Raw genomic sequence first — 17,247 nt, 5'->3', positions numbered from 1 at the left:
GACATCTATATGGCGCGGCAAGAAAAGTATGCCGCCGGGTCAGCGCTTTTTCTGTCCTTTTTCCTTTACGATGTTTGTCCGGCTACTGTCCAGGGCGCACAGGAAGGCTGTTACCGGGACGGAGACAATCACCGCCAGGCTGCCGGAAACCGCATGCACCACCTCAATGGCCGCGTAATCGGAGCTGAGGAACTGGTCCAGCCGGGTCCCATAGGAGCAGAGCACCAAAAGAGATGCAATGGAGCTGCCCACAAAGGCCAATACCAGCGTCTGGCACATGGTGCCGATCATATCGCGGCCAATGACGATCCCGGACCGGAACAGATCCCAGCCCTTCCGGTCCGGATGGACCTCATGCAGTTCGTGCAGAGAGGAGGCGATGGACATGGTGGTATCCATCACCGCGCCAAGGGAGGAGATCAGCACTCCCGCGAACAACACCTCACCGATCCGCAGACCGGTGTGCTGGGAGATCAGAATCAGCTCCTCCGCCTCGGGCTGGTTATAGCCTGAAAGGCTCAGCAGGGCGGAAAGCAGCAGGAAAAATCCCGCCGAGAACACAACGCCCGCCGCCGTGGCCGTCACGGCCGTGGCGGTTTTCCGGCTGAACCCGTTGAGCAGGATCAGGGAGAAAGCGGCGATCACCACCACTGTCAGGGACGCCGTCATCACCGGCGACCAGCCCCGATAGATGGCCGGCAGCAAAAAACCCAGGATGAAAAACAGGGAAATCCCCAGGCCCAGAACACTTTTGAGTCCTTTGCCGCGGCCCACCAAGGCCATCATGGCCACAAAAATCAGCCCCACAGCCATCAGTCCCGGTGCCCGGTCATAATTGTAGAGCGTATAGTAGGGCTCCACATGTTCCGGGCAGTCCGCCTTGACGATCACCCGCTGACCCACCCGGACATGGATGTTATGGGTGGTGGAGAGGTTGTTGGTCAGCTGGACTTCTTGGCCCTTCCAGGCGCCGCTCATGAACTCCACCCGGATTTCCTGCTCCCCCAGTTTCCAGCCCGGCATACCCGGCGCCTCCTCCAGCCGTTCGGACAGCACCGCCGTGACCCTGCCCTGCTCGTATGTGATGCTTTCTGAGCTGTACATGACGTACTTTTCAGGCGCCGTAAGATGCATCCCCACCACCAAAGACGTCAGCACCGCCAGGACGGCGACGGTGACAACGGCGTTCCGCCTTTCAATTTTTACCGCCTTTTTCTGCAATCTGAACACTCCGTTTCAATCAGTACTTCAGACTGTATTGTACCATTTCATAAGTCTGTCTTCCCTCCCGCCGGAGTAAAATTCCTGTTAAATCCAATGAGCCGCCCCGCGGGACAATTCCGCGGGGCGGCTTACAATGGTTCTTATTTGCAGAAGTTGGCAAAGCGCTGAAGCATGGTTGCCACTTGGGCGCGGGTTGCCGTGCCGCAGGGGTCCAGGCTGCCGTCGGACTTGCCGTTCAGAATCCCGCTGCCCACAGCCCAGGAAAGGGCCCCGGAAGACCACTGGGGAATGGCGGCGGAATCCGTAAAGACGCTCAGCGCACCGGTTTTGCTGACATCCTCACCCATGGCCGCAGCGTAACGGTAGAGCATGGCCGCCAGTTCCTGTCTGGTGACGCTGTTATCCGGCAGGAAGAGGCCGCTGTCTGTCCCAAGGACAATCCCCTTTTCACTGGCCCAGGCGATAGCGTCGGCGCACCAAGCATCGGCAGGGACATCGGGGAACCCAGCCGTGCCGCTCTCAGGCTCGCCCGCCATGCGGTAGAGCACCGCGGCCACCATGGCCCGGGTCATAGATGCCTCCGGGGAGAAGCGGCTGGCGCTGGTGCCCTGGAACAGGCCTTCCTCCGCCACAAATTCAATGGCGTCGTGGGCCCAGTAGCCGGCGGGCACATCGGTGAAGCGTTCTTTCTGCACAGGTGCGCCGGAGGAACCGGAACCGCCGGAATTACCCGAATCACCCGAGTCGCTGCCTTCAGAGGAGCTTATCTTCATCTCCGCCGTCAGAGACAGGAGGTCAAAGTATACATCGGAGCTGGTGGCGCGGCCGTTGTGCAGTTCCACGGCAACCGTGTTCTCTCCGGATTTCAGATTCAGCGCCTTCAGCGCGTCGCCGGCAACGGAGAAGGAAGCCGTCTTGGGATCACTCGCGTTGGAACCGCCGTACTGCAAATTGGCGTCAAATCCGTGGCCCAGCGAGTCGCCGTCCTCATTGCACGCCAGATCGTCAAAGGCCGCAACGCGCACACCGTTGACATAGAGGATCACGCCGTCGTCATAGCACACGGTTCCCTTCAGCGCCTCCACCTTGCCGGCGTCGCTCAGCGTAACGGTGGTGCGGAAGAAAAAGGCCGGGGTGTTGGGTTTGCTGGTTCCGTCCTGATACTGACGCAGCAGCGTGGCAGGCACGCATCCGCCGCCCAGGTCGGATATCTGGCCGTTCTTGGCGCCGAAGGAACCCTTGGCGCTCTTCCAGGTACCGTCGGAATCATCATACTCGGGCCGGGTCCAGCTGGTCCGGTCGCTGCTGCCAGCGGCGGGGTCCACATTGTCGTCCCGGTACTTCCACTGGGTCTGGGCCGTGGTGATCAGAGTCTGTATCTCCCTGACCGTTACGGTGCGCCTGACGGTGGCCACATTGCCGGCAGAGTCCGCGACGGTGTAGGTCAGGACATAGGTTCCGGCCTTGGCGGTATTGACCTTGCCCGTCACCTTGATATTCGCCGTCACATCGCCGTCTCTCAAGTCGCTGGCGCTGACACCCTCCATGGAGTCAAAGTCCTCGCCTTTGGCCAGTGTGATCTCACCAGGCACCGTCAGAACCGGAGGCAAAGTGTCCTTGCTGGAGTCAACGACGGCGCTCAGGGATGCAAACTCTATGAAGATGTCGGAGCTGTGGTCGTCGGTGTTATGCAGTTCTACGGCCAAAATATTGCCGCTCTCCTTCAGGTTCAGGGACCGGAGCATGCCGCCCGTCACCGTAAAGGTGCCGGAATCTGCGTTGCTGGTGGTTTGGGCATTGCTGAAGCTCATGTTCCCCGCCAGGTTTTGATCATTGTACCCCGCCACCTTGACTCCGTTGATATACACCACCGCGGCATCGTCATAATACAGCTGTCCTTCCAGGGAGGTGACGGCGCCGGGATCTGCAAGGTCAAAGGTGGTGCGGAAGAAGAAGGCCGGGGTGTTGGGTTCGCCGATCCCGTCCTGATACTGACGCAGCAGCGTGGCGGGCAAACGGCCCTCATGGGCGCCTTCCTTGATTTCACCGTCCTTGGCTCCAAAAGGCCCTTTTCCCGTCTTCCAGACCGAATCGGCATAGTCGGCGGCGGTCCAGGCCCTGGGTTCCTCCGCCGTGCCCGGGTCAGTGTTGTCATCAAGGTACTTCCATGTGGTATCCGCGGTAGAGATCAGGGTTTCCTTGGTGATGGGGTTTTCCGGCTTATCCTGGGTGCGCCGGATGGTAAAGGTGTCCACCACGTCGTCGATGGTGTTCTCCTCGCCGGTGCGGTATGTGGTAAAGGTCAGGGAGTCCTCCGTCACATCCACCTTGGTCAGGTTGGGCACGCTCTCCTGGTTGGTCACCGCGCTGTAGGGGAACTGCTTGTCGTGGATGGCATAGAACTTACTGCCGGAAGCGGAGTTGGCGGTGAGATAGAGCACCTGGCCGTATCCGGGGTCCGTGACGCTGTCTGTCACTGTGTTGGTGGTGGGCTGAGTGCCGCTCATCAGGAAGGTCCGGGTGTAGACATGGTCGTGGCCCATCAGCACCGCGTCGATCCCCAATTCGCTGAACACCACCGGCAGCTCGTTGCGGCGCTGGATGATATCCCGGTCGCTTTCATGGCTGGCTGTGGAGTACACAGAGTGATGGAAGGTTACGATCTTCCAGGCGGGCTCGCCGTACTGGGCGGTGTAGGCGGCGATGGCGCTCTTCAGGAAGGCCGTGTGCTTGGCAGTGGAGGTGTCATTGGAGTTGATGGACAGGAACAGCACGCCGTCATAGCTGTACCAGTAGTCGCCACCGTAGGCTCCGGTGAGCGTCACGGTGCCGCTGTCGCCGTTGGGCACGATGTAATGCTCGCTGTAGCTGTCCAGACCGCTGTCGTGATTGCCCACATTCACCGCCATCGGCAATGACTTGAGCTGCTCCGGCGCGGTGAATCCCAAGAACTGGGACTCATCGGCCTTATTGTCCACCTGGTCGCCGGCGCTGATGATGAATTCGGCCTCGGGGAACCACTCCTCCGCCTTGTTCATGGTGGTAATCCAGCCGGCGGTGTCGGCCGGCGTGCCGCCGCTGCCGATCTGGGGATCGCCGGCCAGCAGGAAGCTGAAGCGCTTGTCCCCCGCTGTGCCGGAGGTGAACGAGTAGGTATCGGACCATCCGTCGGTCTCATTGCCCACCCGGTAGACAAAGTCCATGTTTGAGGGAATACCGGTGAGTTTGCAGTGGTAGTAACAGCAGCCGGCCACGTATTTGCTGACGGCTCGGGTGGCCGGATAGTCGTAGAAGGTGTCGGGCTCTGCGGCAAAGGCCAGCTGCAGCTTGTCATCATTCACGGAGTCGGAGTACCAGGTGACATACCGCTCGGTTTCATCCGCGCCCACATTCATAATGATATTGCTGAACTCCGCTTTACCGGGATAAGATGCCTTCAATTCCGTAAAGTCAAGGAACACGTCGGAGCTATCTTCGCTGTCGTTGTGCAGCTCCACGGCCAAAACGTTGCCGGTGGCCTTCAAATTCAGCGCGTCCAGGGCGTCACCGGAAACCGCAAAGGTCCCCAGGGCCGCGTCGTTTGCACTCTTGCCGCCGTTAAAGCTCATATTTCCGGTGATTGCTTCGTCGTTGAAGCCGGCCACTCTGACGCCGTTGATGTAGACAATCACACCGTCGTCATAGCGCAGGCTGCCGCTCAGCGCGGAGACCTTCTCCGGATCGGACAGGCTGAATGCGGCGCGGAAGAAAAATGCCGGAGTATTGGGTTCGCCGGTTCCGTTTTGATACTGGCGCAGCAGGGTGTTGGCCGTCAGGCCGCTGTGAGCGCCCTCCACAATCTGACCGTTCTTGGCGCCGAAGGAACCCTTGGCGGAGGACCAGCCGCTGTCGTCATAGCCGGCTTTCGTCCACGCCTTGGCGTCTTCCTGGGTACCGGGGTCCGTGTTGTCGTCCAGATAGCTCCACACGGCGTTGGCGGTGGTCAGCTGATCCACCGGCTCTTCAGCCGGTGTGCCGCCGCGCATGAGGGTAAAGGTATCCACCACGTCGGTGACTTCGCTGTCTTCTCCCGTGCGGTAGGTGGTGAAGGTGATCGCATCCGCAGTGACATCCACCTTGGTGAGGTTGGGTATGCTCTCCTGGTTCTGTGCCGCCAGGAAGGGGAAGTCCACATTGGTCTTGATGGCGTAGAACTTGCTGCCGGAGGCAGAGTTGGCAGTGAGGTAGAACACTTCCCCGCTGTTTGCGGCAGCCTCATAGGACGCGTAGGCGTTGCCGCCCGCGGCGGTATAGCCGGTGGTGACCGGCGTGGTCCCCTGCATCATCAGGGAGCGGGTGTATACGTGGTCGTGGCCCATCAGCACCGCGTCGATCCCCAATTCGCTGAACACCAGCGGCAGCTCTGCGCGGCGTTGGAGGATGTCGCCGTCGTTGGTGTGGGAAGCCGTGGAGTACACAGAATGGTGGAAGGTTACGATTTTCCACAGGGGGTCCGCGCCGCCATTGGCGTCCCGATAAGCCTGGATGGCGGAATTCAGAAACGCCTTGTGCTGGGCGGTGCTTACGTTGTTGGAGTTCAGAGAGAGGAACAGCACGCCGTTATAGGAGTACCAGTAGTCCCCGCCCGCCGCCGTATCGTCCTGAGAGACGGCTTCGTTGGGCAGATCGAAATGCTCCTGGTAGTTGACGCCCTTGCTGTCGTGGTTGCCGATATTGGTGGCCAGAGTCATGGAACGCAGGGCCTCCGGCTGCAGGAAGCCGGCATACTGGGTCTCATTGTTATAGGTCTCCACCTGGTCTCCGGCGCTGAGCAGGAAGCTGACATCGTCAAACCAGCTGGCGGCCTTGTTCAAAGAGGTGGTCCAGCCGGTGACGTCGCTGCCCACATTGCCGCTGGAGCCAATCTGGGGGTCTCCGGCAAAGAGGAAACTGACGTCGCCCTCGTCAAAGCTGCCGGTGGTAAAGGCATAGGTATCAGACCAGCCGTCGCTGTTGCCCACCCGGTAGACATATTCCGTATTGGCGTCCAGGCCCGTAAGCGTGGCCTGGTTGGAGTAGTAGCCCGCCAGGCTGGATGGCTTGCCGACAGAGGCAAAGGACTCGCACTGGCCGGGGAATTCCCCGCCGGTCATGGCGGAGGCAGGGGCAAGCTGCACCTCGCCGGCATTTGTGGAATCGGTGTACCAGCTCAGGCGGCGTTCCGTCTCATCGGTGCCGACGGTCAGCGCAATGTTTTTAACGTCCGCATCTCCGGGAGCGGGGCCAGCCTCAGGCGCCGTGACCGTCTGGTCCACCTGTTTCAGAACCGGAGTCTTGGCTGCATCGTCCCAGTCAAAGACGGTGTCAAAGTCAAATCCCAGGCCCGCATAGAAGTCTCTGGAAACCATTTGCTCCGCTGTCATATCTCCGCCCTGTCCGTCGGAGGCAGTACCGCCGGCGACGGTTTTTCCATTCACTGTAACCGCGGGATTGACGTAGTTCTCCGCCAGGGTGCCCTGACCCGCGTTGTAGCACAGGCGGTAGCCCTCGCCCACACCCGCGGTCTGTACCGTGCCGGACAGGATGACGTTTCCGGTTGCGCCCGGCTGATACTTCATCCAGCCGCCCAGCAGGCCCGCCACATTGCCGCTTCCGGCGGCGGTGGTGGCATTGGTCGCGGTCACGGCCATGTTCCTGACAAGGTTGTTGGTTGTGCGCATTTTCAGCAATCCGCCGATGCCGCCGGCCTCAATGCCTGTGGACGTCACAGCTCCCTCGGCGATGCAGCTGCGCACCGCCCGGGTGGCGTCGTCGATATCGGAGTAGCCGGCGATGCCGCCCACATTGTTGACGCCCTGCACGTTTATATTGGCGTAGCAGGCCTCGATGATTCCGTCGTTGAACCCGGCGACGCCGCCCACCTGGGCGCCGGTGCCCACCACCATCGCGCCCACGGCGCAGCGGCGAATCACGCCTCCGTTTGAAAGGCTGCCCGCCACGGCGCCGGTCTTGCCGCCGCCATAGATTTTGCCGGTGACGGTGACATCTTCCACTGTACCCGCGCAGCTGCCCACCAGGGCCGCCGTATAGTCGGCGGATGCGCGGATATCCACATCCGCCAGCTTCAGATCGTGGATGCTACCGCCGGAGAGCAGCGTACCGAACAGGGCATAGCTTCCGCTCTCAGGTGCGGCGCTCAGATTGGACAGGGTATATCCGGCGCCGTCGAATTCACCGCCGAAGGTGGTGATGGAGACTGCCTTCTCCCCTTCAAAATCCAGGTCGCCGCTCAGACGGTATCTTTCCAGGGGAGCTTTGTTGAGTTCGCTCAGATCAGCGGTGGTTTTAATCAGATAATAGCCCTCGCTGTCCTGTTCCAGTTCGGAGTCCTCTCCGGAAGAAGGCGCCTTCACGCTCTGATCCACGCCGACGAGCACCGGGGTCTTGGCCGTGTCGTCCCAGTCAAAAACGGTGTCAAAATCAAAGCCCAGGCCCGCATAGAAGTCCCTGGAGGCCAATTGCTCTTCCGTCGCGTCGGCGCCGATGTTGTTGTCGTGAGTGCCGCCGGTCTCCGGCTGGCCGTTGATGGTCACTGCGGGATTGACGTAGTTATAGGATTTGTTGTTGGACTGATAGCCGATCCGGTGCGCCGTGCACTGAGCCGTGGCAATGATGGAGCCGGACTGGATCACATTACCGGTATAGGGCTGGCTTCCGTTGATCCAGGCGCCCAAAAGGCCGGTCACATTGCCGCTGCTGGTTCCGGCGGTGCTGGTGGCGTTGATGCTCATGTCGCGGACAATACAGTTGGCAACGCCGATCTTCAGCAGTCCGCCGATGCCGCCGGGTTCGATGGCACCCTGGACGGAGCCGGTGACGATGCAGTTTTTGATGTTCGCGTCATGGGTGCTGTCGGAGACCGCCCGGCCCACCAGGCCCGCCGCCATATTTCCGCCCAAAACCCGGGCATTTACATAGCAGCTGTCAATCAGGGAATTGTCGGTGCATTCTCCGACCAATCCGCCCATCCGCTCTGTCCCGGTGATGCTAACTCCGGCGGAGGAGCGCAGCAGCTGGCCGCCGTTGTCCAGATAGCTGACTATGCCGCCGACTCTCTGCTTTCCCGCGATGCTGCCGGTGACGGCGACATACTCCACTTTTCCCGCGCAGCTGCCCACCAGGGCGGCGGCGCTGCCGGAGGCGGTGATGTCCACATCCTCCAAAGAGAGGTTATGGATGCTGCCGGTAGCTGAGAGCGTGGTAAAGAGGGCGTAGCTGCCGCCGGAGTCCACGCTCAGTCCGGAAATGGTGTGGTCAGCGCCGTCAAACTCACCGCTGAACACGGAGACGGAGGGAATGCTCTCCCCATCCAGGACAATATCATTGTTCAGGCGGTAGCTGCCGTTGGCCAGCTTGTTGATCTGGATAAAGTCGGCCGCCTCTTCAATCAGGTAATATCCGTCGCTGTCCTGCTCCAGATCCACGCCCGCGGAGGTGCTGTCGGCGTCGATCACCAGCAGGGTGTTGCCCACCGGGCGCTCCGTGCCGTCGGAGGGAACGTTTTTCACCTCCAGGGCATAGGTGTCGGGGTTTTTCACCACAGCCGCGGAAGAGCCGCCGCCGTCCAAGTTCAGCGCCTCCACGGCGCCCAGGTCCTTCATATACCGGGCAAGCTCCACGAAGGTCAGTCCGGCGGAAACGCTGGAGCGGCCATCAGCCACCACCAGCAAAATGGACCCGTCCTCTTTGATGCCCACGGCGGTGCGGGGATGGCGCTGGTCCTCCACCTCCTGGACCTCGCCCTCTTTCACCAGCCACGGGCCGCCGCCCACGGCCTGCTGCAGGTCGCTTTCCACGGAGAGGAAGGTCTCCTTGTCTCCGATTACAGCAGTGCCGTCCTGCAAAACGCCGAAGAAATAGGAGCGGTTCACATTGTCCCCTTCATAGTACGGGGTCAGCAGCTCTCCGTCCTTGATGGTCACGCCCGCGGGCTGGATCATCGTGGCGTCGTTGATGTTGAAAAAATCCGCGTTGACTGCCGCCAGCACATTCTTGCCGTTCATCTGAGCGGCGGCCGCCTGAGCGGAGGTGGTCTGTGTCAGCCCCTCTTTCAGAGGTATCTCATCGTTGGGAACGCCGGTGACGACCTGCAGGGAATCGTCGCTGCCGTCCACCGTGACCACAAAGGTGTTTACATCCTGCCCATCCGTGGTCTGAATGGTCTCTTCCCCATAGGAAAGCCCTCCAAAGAGCTCCTGCAAGGAGAGATTGCTTCCGTAGTATGTGGTTTCTTGCTCTATTTCGGCAGGGAACGGTTCCTCCGCCTCTTCCGCCAGGGCTATGCCCGGCAAAAGGCCGACGGACAGTGTCAATGCCAGCAGGGCGCTCATTAGCCGCCTGCCCCACCGGTCCCGCCACTTTTTCATGTAACTGGGTACCATACTCAACCTCCTGTTATTTTCTGCTTCACACGATTTGCCTACAGGCAGATTCTATCATCTGCAATGTTTTCTTTTCCCCCGTGCTCACGCTAAATATTTGTAAAATCTCAACAGCCCGCCGCACCGTCACTTGCAGGGGTTTCCAGTGGGGATAGTCTGGACTGGAAAGAAATTCCTGCCTCCGAGATCACCCAGCGGGTCACCTCCAAGGTCCAGCCCGGCAGCATCGTTTTGTTCCACAATGCCGCCAAGCACACTCCGGAGGCCCTGCCCTCCATTTTGGAAAACCTGATCTCCCAGGGCTACACCATCCTTCCCATCTCTCAGCTCATCATCAAGGGGCAATGCGGTACCGACTATACCATCGACCACACCGGCAAGCAGCTACCTGTCCAGGCCGCGCCGGAAACCGCTCCGGAGAGCTCCGCCTCTTCCGCAAGCTCCTCCGCAAAGCAGTAGAACGCCGCGCCGCCGCGCCAATTTTTGTTAAAAAAGCGGAAATTTTCTTGACATTCCATCGCATTCCTCTAAAATAAAACTATTACAGCGCAGCGGACTACTTCCAATGGCCCATCTTATTTGCGAGGTGACATGCGATGAATGAACATGCAACTGACAAGCTGATCCTGGCGGTCTTGCAGGGAGACGACTATGCCGAAACCGTGTCGGAGCTGAACCGGAACGGGTTTTCCGCAACGCTGCTCAGTTCTACTGGCGGATTTCTGAAAAAAAAGAGCACCACTGTGATGATCGGCGTCCCAAGGGAAAAGCTGAACGAAGCACTGACAATCCTCAAGCGATGCGCGGGCCGGCGGAAGCGGACCATCTACCGGGAGGTCACGGTGCCCCACACTGGGGAGCTGAGCGCCATGCCCCTGATTCCGGTGGATGTGGAGGTCGGCGGAGCCGCGGTATTCGTACTGGACATTCAGCAGATGGAAAAATATTGATGGAAAAAGCCTGCGGGAAAATCCCGCAGGCTTTTTTTGCAGGTCGCGCCGGCATCCATACGGCACCAATGCTCCTATCATTTGTTGGCAATACTATCTAACCTTTCAATTCTATTTTTATGCAATTTAACCATTGCAAACCATGGTCAAATGACTATGATAGGAGAGGTTTGTAGATTGGAAGGCGCTTCACGTCTCCCTTCGGAAAGGGGTTTTGATATGTCGTATCACTATTTGTTGGATCTGGCTCTCATCATTCTCAGCACAAAGCTTCTGGGGTTGGTAACCCAGCGGATTCAGATGCCCCAGGTGGTGGGCGCGCTGCTGGCGGGCCTGATTTTAGGCCCCGCCTGCCTGAACATCCTGGGTGAGACCGCGTTTCTCACGCAGCTTTCGGAAATGGGCGTCATTGTCCTGATGTTCACCGCCGGCCTGGGCACGGACGTACAGGAGCTTAAGCACAGCGGAAAGGCGGGCTTCTTAGTGGCCCTGCTTGGCGTGCTGGTCCCGCTGGCGATGGGTACATGCCTTGCTTGGCTGGCCGGGCGGAGCGGGGTAATCGCTTACGGCGGGTTCCTTGAGGCTGTGTTTGTGGGCACCATCCTCACCGCCACCTCGGTGAGCATTACGGTGGAGACTCTCCGGGAACTGGGAAAGTTGGAGACCACGGTGGGCAACACCATTCTTGCGGCAGCGCTGATCGACGACGTTTTGGGACTGATCGCCCTGACTCTGGTCAGCTCTCTGGCGGGCAGCGGGGAGAGCATTGCCTTGGTCCTTGTGAAAATACTGCTGTTCTTCCTTTTCGTCGCGGTGGTCAGTCTTGTGGTACTGTGGTTCTTCCGCTGGCTGGTGTATTGCGGAAAAGGGAAAAATCTCCGCCGCTATCCGGTTTTGGCCTTTGTCCTGTGCCTTTTGATGGCCTACTGTTCCGAGGAGTTTTTCGGCGTTGCGGATATCACCGGCGCTTATGCCGCCGGGCTGATGATCTCCTGCACGCCAAAGGCCAAATACATCGAGTCCAAATTTGAGCCGCTTTCTTACCTGCTGCTCACTCCCGTCTTTTTCGCCGGCATCGGCATCAATGTGCAGCTGCCGCAGATGAGCGGTTCGATGATTTTGTTTTCCCTGCTGCTGTTGGTCGTGTCGGTCCTCTCCAAACTGGTGGGCTGCGGGCTCGGCGCCCGTTTTTGCCGGTTTGACAAGAAGGAGTCTCTGCAGGTGGGCGTGGGCATGGTCTGCCGCGGCGAGGTGGCCCTGATTGTTGCAAACCGCGGCCTTGCCCTGGGCGTTCTCAGCTCCGCCATGATGACGCCGGTGATCATCACCGTGATCGGAGGCACTATTTTGACGCCGGTGCTGCTGAAAATCGCCTTCCGGACTCCCTCCAAGCCGGAGGCCAGCTCCCTTCTGGACCACTATCAGGAGACGGAGCAGCTGGACTATGTGTCTGAACAGCTTCTGGAGGAAAACCGGAAGAGTCTGGAGAGCGGCCGCAAGCAGACCGATTAACAAGGCACGCTTTGCGGCACCATATCGTATTCATCAGAAGGGACTGATTCAACTGCACCGTATTTTATTTGTCTGCCACGGCAATATCTGCCGCTCTCCCATGGCGGAATGTCTGCTGAAGGACATGGTCCGCAACCGGTCCGGCGACTTCCTCATCTCCTCCGCCGCCACCAGCACCGAGGAGATCGGCAATCCCATCCACCCGGGCACCCGGCGGAAATTGAAGGAGATGGGCGTCCCGCTCTGCGGCCACCGGGCCGTTCAGCTCACGCCCCGGGACTATGGGCTCTATGACTGGATCTTAGGCATGGACTCCGCCAACATCCGAAACATCCTCCGCATCACCGGCGGAGACCCCAAAGAGAAGGTTCGGCGGCTGCTGGACTTTTCCAAGCGGCCAAGGGACATTGCAGACCCCTGGTATACCGGGGACTTTGACGTCACCTATGAAGACATCCGGGAGGGCTGCATCGCCCTCCTGCAGGCCTTAAAATAGCTGCTGCAACGAAAATAAAGCGGAGGCGCAGTTTGCGCCTCCGCTTGTCGTTTTTTCTACTTCCCGCTGTGAGATCGCAGCAGCTCCACCGCCGCCTGCGAGATCTGAGGTGGTACCGCCGCCGGACGGGCCAGGTAATAGCCCTGGAGCAGATCCACATCCAGATCCAGGACCTTCTTCACCTCTGCCGCGGTCTCCAGCCCCTCCGCGATGATGTACATCTCCCGCTCATGGGCATAGGCCACGATGTTGGCCACAATCTGCTGCTTGTTCCGGTCCGTGTCGATGTCCCGGATGATGGAGATGTCGACTTTGATGAACTGGGGCGTCAGCTCCAGCAAATTCTTCTCGCTGTTGTATCCGCTTCCATAATCGTCCAGAGCAAACATGCCGGACACCCCTAACATCCTCCGCTTTGCCCGGGTGGACTCCTGATCCAGATGCTCCGATTCGGTGATCTCCACCACGACCCGGGGCTGGAGCAGCAGGAACTCCTTCTTATATGCCTCCCAGTCCTCTTGGCTCATGCACTGGTTGGCAATGGAGTTGAGAAACAGCAGCGAGTCATTGGTCACCAGTTGGTTCTCCTGCAGCTTGCAGAATGCCTCGGAGGCCTTGTACCAGGTCATACGCTCGATCTCAGAGAGCTTTCCCTCCTCCCGGGCAATCCGGAGCACTGCCTCGGGGGAGCGCAGCGTGGGCAGATCCACCCGCATCAGCGCCTCGTAGGCCACCGCCCTGCCGGTTTTGGCGCTGACAATGGGTTGAAAGAAATACGTGACCAGCTCCTGCTCTATGAACTGATGGAATTCCCGCTTGTTCTGAAGCAGGAACTCCTCCCTGCTGTACACGCCCAGGTCAAAATCCGCCAGCTCTCCCTTGCGGGACTGCTTGACCTGATACATGGCAAAGTCGGCAAACTTGGTCAGCTCATTCATGCTTGTGCTGTCCTCGGGATACCATGCCACGCCGCCGGAGGCGCTGATGTGGAGCACCTCGCCGCTGGGCAGCGTCAGCGCAGTGCCGCGGATCGCCTCTCGCAGGCTGCGGATCGCCTCTCGAATCTCCTCACGGCTCTCATATCCGTGGTACAGCAGGAAAAACTCGTCTCCGGACACTCTGGCGCAGAGCGTGCCGGCCGGCGCGTTGGCGGCAAAGCACTGGCCTGCCCTGCGGATGTACTGATCTCCCCAGTCGTGCCCAAACCGGTCGTTGGTGGTTTTCAGATTGTCCAGGTCCAGCATGATCATGGCCGCGTGTTTCAGCGTCTCCGGATGGGCAAACAGCTCCGCCGCCGTGCGCTGGAAGGCCGGCCGGTTATAGAGCCCGGTCAGCAGGTCGTAGTCCCGCTCGTGTTCGATGCGCAGCCGCTCCAATGTGCTGGCCGTGACATCCTCCACCAGCCCTACGTGCCGCTCCCCCTCCCGGGTCGTCTCATAGCGCAGATAGCGCACTCCTCCCCGCGGCACGGGGATGCGGTACAGCTCGCTTCCATCCGGTGACGGATGGTGCTCCAGCGTCTGATTTCTCTCCTCCATCAGCTCCCGGAACCGCTGGACGGTCAGCTCCGGCACCAGGATGTCATCCAGGCCCATCAGCGGGAAGAAATTATCCGTCACATAGACCAGGTCCTCGTTTTGACGGAGCTCAAAGCCGCCCATCTCCACGCTGGCCATCTCCATGATCCGCAGGAATTTGGTGGAGGCGTCCAACACCTCCCGGCTCAGGTTTGTGATGGCGCCGGAAAACCGGTCGATCTCCGTGATACCGGTATGTGAAAGCTGAGGCAGGCCTCCCCGGTCCCGCTGGGCAAGAGCCACCTCTTCAGAGAGCTCCCGGATGGGGGCGGAGAGCCTCCGGCTCACCAAAACGCTGCCAAGCAGCCCCGCCGCCAGACACATCAGTACCACCGTGGTCAAAACCTCCAGCACCTGGTTGGAGAAGCTGTAGAGCTGGTCCTCCCGGACAGCGCCGATCAGCACCCAGCGCTGGTGCGCAAAGGGCGTGTTGGAATTATAGAGGTTCAGCGGCTGCATAGCCGCAAAGTAACGCTCTCCCTCCATGTCAAAATAGAGGTGCCCATCCTCCTTTTGCTCCAGAGCAAACGTCTCTCCCATTCCGTTCTGGGGAAGGATCGGCCCGGTGCTTAAGACCGTGGTATATCTGCCGTCCTCTTCCACAGCCAACAGGTAAGAGCCCTGCTTATCGTCAAAGAGCTCGGCGGAAGGCAACAGGGATTTGAGATAGTCGGTCAGCAGGTCTACCCCTAATACGCCGTAAATCGTCCCATCCTCCAAAATCAGCGGGATGGAATACGATACCGCCCACCGGTCGTCTCCTGGGAGGATGTAGGGCTCCGGGTTCCAGTATCCATAGTCCTGGGCATTGGAGACTTCCTCCGCATGAAAGGCCGCCTGAAACGGATCATAGAGGAACCTGGGATACTCCTCCTCAAAGTTGAACAGGGGCTGCCATGCGTTGTCCGTGGAGATGTTCAGTCCCTTTACCACAGCAATGGGCGCACGCTCCAGCAAAAGATCGGCATTGCGGTAAGAAGGTGTGGATGCCGGGTCCAGGTCGCGGATATAAAACCCGGTGCGGGGAGATCTGCTCTTACCGTCCAGGTCCCGGGTGTTAAACACCACAAAGATGCCTGATACCTTCTTGCTGTAAAGCGTAGTGATCAGCTCGTCGCTGATGTTCAGCACCAATTGGGCGCACTCCTCCGATTTGCTGTCCAGCGTTTCAAGGGACACCTCCCCGCTGCTCAGCATCCGCCGGGTGGTCTCGTTGATGTCGGCGGCAAGCAGGGAGAGGTCTGACCAAGTGCCCACCATGGACCCCTCCAAATATCCCCGCCTGTTTTCCGCCTGCTTACTCAGAATATCCCCGGCATTCTGATCCAGCTTATCCACAACCCCGCTGGCCCGGATACCGCCTAACAGCAGACAGGCCTCCAACAGCAGGATCAGAATCAGGGGAATCAAAATTGTGCGAAAAACCGACCTGCTTTTCTTCATTGGACGCCCCGCCCCCTTTCTGATGGATTGGTGCCGGATGGAATTACCCTTCCAACGCCTTGAGCTGGGTCAGGGTCTGGGTATACCAATGCTGGAAATACTCCTCAGAGATGAATTCTGCGCAGGCTTCCTCCAGGTCCTGCCCCGCCTCCAGCCGCTCTTCCACCGTCTGCCGGTCGGCCGCGGCCAGGTCGCTCATGGAATACTCAAGGATGCTGCGGGCCGTTGTCCCGTTGGAAAAGGCCCGGGGCGTATAGAGCATATTGTTGTTGACCGTATCCACCGCCACCGTGAGGATTCGCTCCATCACATCGTCCACCTGGGCGCCGCTGCTCACAATGGCCTCCATGTCGTTGGCGCTTTTCGTCACCGGCAGATACCCGGAATTGACGGAGAACTGGATGTTCCGCTCGTCGCTGGTAAACCACTTGAGAAATTGCACGGAAGCATAGACTTCCGCCTCGGAGGCGGTGGTCACCACCATGCCGGCGCCCTGCTGAACCGCGTAAGCTTCTCCGCCTTCAAAAGAGGGGCAGGGCAGAACCATCATCTCAATGGGATAGCTCTCAGTGTCGCTGATGATCACCTGGTTGGGGAAAAAGGTGGCGCCGGAGCAGGAGCCCACAAAGGAGACGATGTTTCCGGTCTTGATGTCGTCGCTGCGGAACCGGCCGGAGGAGGCAAAGTATCCCTTCACATAAGGCACATAAAAGTTGTCCCACAGCTTGCGCACCACATTCTCATCAAAGTGCAGCGTCATCCTGCCGTCCTCCACCGCAAAGAGCTCACAGCCAAGCTGCATGGCCCCGATGAGGAAATAGTTGGCCATGGCGTCTCTTCCAAAAAATGCCTTTCCATCGTTTTTTTCCGGCGTCTGTGCATCCGTCCACTCATAATACGCCTGGGCCGTGGCAACCAGCCCCTCCACCGTGGCCAGATCGCTGTAACTGGCTCCGGTGGCGTCTGCAAACTCCTCCCAGTCCGTCTCGTTGAGCATAAAGATTTCCGTGGACTTGGCGGTTGGAAAAATCTTCAATCCCCCGTCCTTGGAAAAGCGGCCTTCCTCCAGGTAGCTGTCCACGTACTTTGCCTGCTCCTCCTCGCTGAGGTAGGCGCTCAGGTCCGCCGCCTGTCCCATCTGGTCCAGCGCATAGGCCGTATCGGCGTAGGCGGCAAAAATATTGGGCACCTCACCGGCCCCCACCTTACCCTGGGCCGCGGCCATCACGTTGGCCTCCAGGTCGTTGACGCTGCCCTGGCTGAAGCCCTCCACATAGATGCCCTGCTCTTTGCCCTCGGTCTCATTGAATTCATCCACCAGCGCGTTGAACGAGGCCAGCTGGTCGCCGTTATAGTAGGTCCACACACTGATCGTGACAGGATTCTCCGGGTCCAGCAGCTGCTGCGTCTCATTGCCGCAGCCTCCAAGCATCAATGCCGCCAGCGCAGCAACAGCCATACGCACGTACCGTCTCATATGTAACTTCTCCTTTTTGCCTCTTTTGCCCTCCACGGGCCAGAGGCATAGTAACCAGCCGTCTGGATTTTTGCATTAAAATTGATTTATTATAACACACTTTTTCCCAGTCTTCAATGGCAATCAACTATTCCCTGCCGCAAAAGGC

The 17,247-nt window shown here is 59.4% G+C and carries 8 protein-coding genes; 4 read left to right on the top strand and 4 right to left on the bottom strand.

The window, feature by feature from the left end; all coding sequences use genetic code 11:
* Positions 1-39: 39 nt before the first annotated feature.
* Positions 40-1,221: a YibE/F family protein gene (locus KQI82_RS06970; RefSeq protein ID WP_216632128.1), complete on the bottom strand. Its 1,182-nt coding sequence runs from the start codon at positions 1,219-1,221 to the stop codon at positions 40-42.
* 143 nt (positions 1,222-1,364) lie between these two features.
* Entirely contained in the window at positions 1,365-9,644 is an 8,280-nt protein-coding gene (locus KQI82_RS06965) for a phosphodiester glycosidase family protein (protein WP_216632127.1), read from the bottom strand.
* A 231-nt stretch (positions 9,645-9,875) separates the two neighbouring features.
* Between KQI82_RS06965 and KQI82_RS06960 the strand changes: the two genes are divergently transcribed.
* The 4 genes from KQI82_RS06960 to KQI82_RS06945 all read left to right on the top strand — a co-directional run bounded on the left by KQI82_RS06960 (position 9,876) and on the right by KQI82_RS06945 (position 12,602).
* Entirely contained in the window at positions 9,876-10,103 is a 228-nt protein-coding gene (locus tag KQI82_RS06960) for a hypothetical protein (RefSeq protein ID WP_216632126.1), read from the top strand.
* A 137-nt stretch (positions 10,104-10,240) separates the two neighbouring features.
* Positions 10,241-10,594, top strand: coding sequence for a cyclic-di-AMP receptor (locus KQI82_RS06955; RefSeq protein WP_216632125.1), 354 nt, complete (start codon positions 10,241-10,243; stop codon positions 10,592-10,594).
* 219 nt (positions 10,595-10,813) lie between these two features.
* Positions 10,814-12,106: a cation:proton antiporter gene (locus tag KQI82_RS06950; protein ID WP_216632124.1), complete on the top strand. Its 1,293-nt coding sequence runs from the start codon at positions 10,814-10,816 to the stop codon at positions 12,104-12,106.
* Between the two features lie 52 nt (positions 12,107-12,158).
* On the top strand, positions 12,159-12,602 hold the full coding sequence (locus KQI82_RS06945) for a low molecular weight protein-tyrosine-phosphatase (protein WP_216633650.1): 444 nt from the start codon (positions 12,159-12,161) through the stop codon (positions 12,600-12,602).
* 56 nt (positions 12,603-12,658) lie between these two features.
* Here the strand turns inward: KQI82_RS06945 and KQI82_RS06940 are convergent, their stop codons facing one another.
* Complete coding sequence (locus tag KQI82_RS06940) at positions 12,659-15,622, bottom strand: EAL domain-containing protein (RefSeq protein WP_216632123.1); 2,964 nt, start codon at positions 15,620-15,622, stop codon at positions 12,659-12,661.
* Between the two features lie 43 nt (positions 15,623-15,665).
* Positions 15,666-17,099 (bottom strand): extracellular solute-binding protein, encoded by a 1,434-nt coding sequence (locus KQI82_RS06935; RefSeq protein WP_216632122.1) that lies wholly within the window; start codon positions 17,097-17,099, stop codon positions 15,666-15,668.
* Positions 17,100-17,247 lie beyond the last annotated feature (148 nt).

This window comes from Dysosmobacter acutus, assembly GCF_018919205.1.
Classification (GTDB): domain Bacteria; phylum Bacillota; class Clostridia; order Oscillospirales; family Oscillospiraceae; genus Oscillibacter; species Oscillibacter acutus.
Note: the sequence above shows the minus strand (reverse complement) of the source record. Positions and strands in the feature narration are given on the sequence as shown.

Excerpts from the sequence above, each read along its gene's own strand:
- KQI82_RS06965 (WP_216632127.1), bottom strand. The coding sequence starts at position 9,644 with ATGGTACCCAGTTACATGAAAAAGTGGCGGGACCGGTGGGGCAGGCGG.
- KQI82_RS06955 (WP_216632125.1), top strand. The coding sequence starts at position 10,241 with ATGAATGAACATGCAACTGACAAGCTGATCCTGGCGGTCTTGCAGGGA.
- KQI82_RS06950 (WP_216632124.1), top strand. The coding sequence starts at position 10,814 with ATGTCGTATCACTATTTGTTGGATCTGGCTCTCATCATTCTCAGCACA.
- KQI82_RS06940 (WP_216632123.1), bottom strand. The coding sequence starts at position 15,622 with ATGAAGAAAAGCAGGTCGGTTTTTCGCACAATTTTGATTCCCCTGATT.
- KQI82_RS06935 (WP_216632122.1), bottom strand. The coding sequence starts at position 17,099 with ATGAGACGGTACGTGCGTATGGCTGTTGCTGCGCTGGCGGCATTGATG.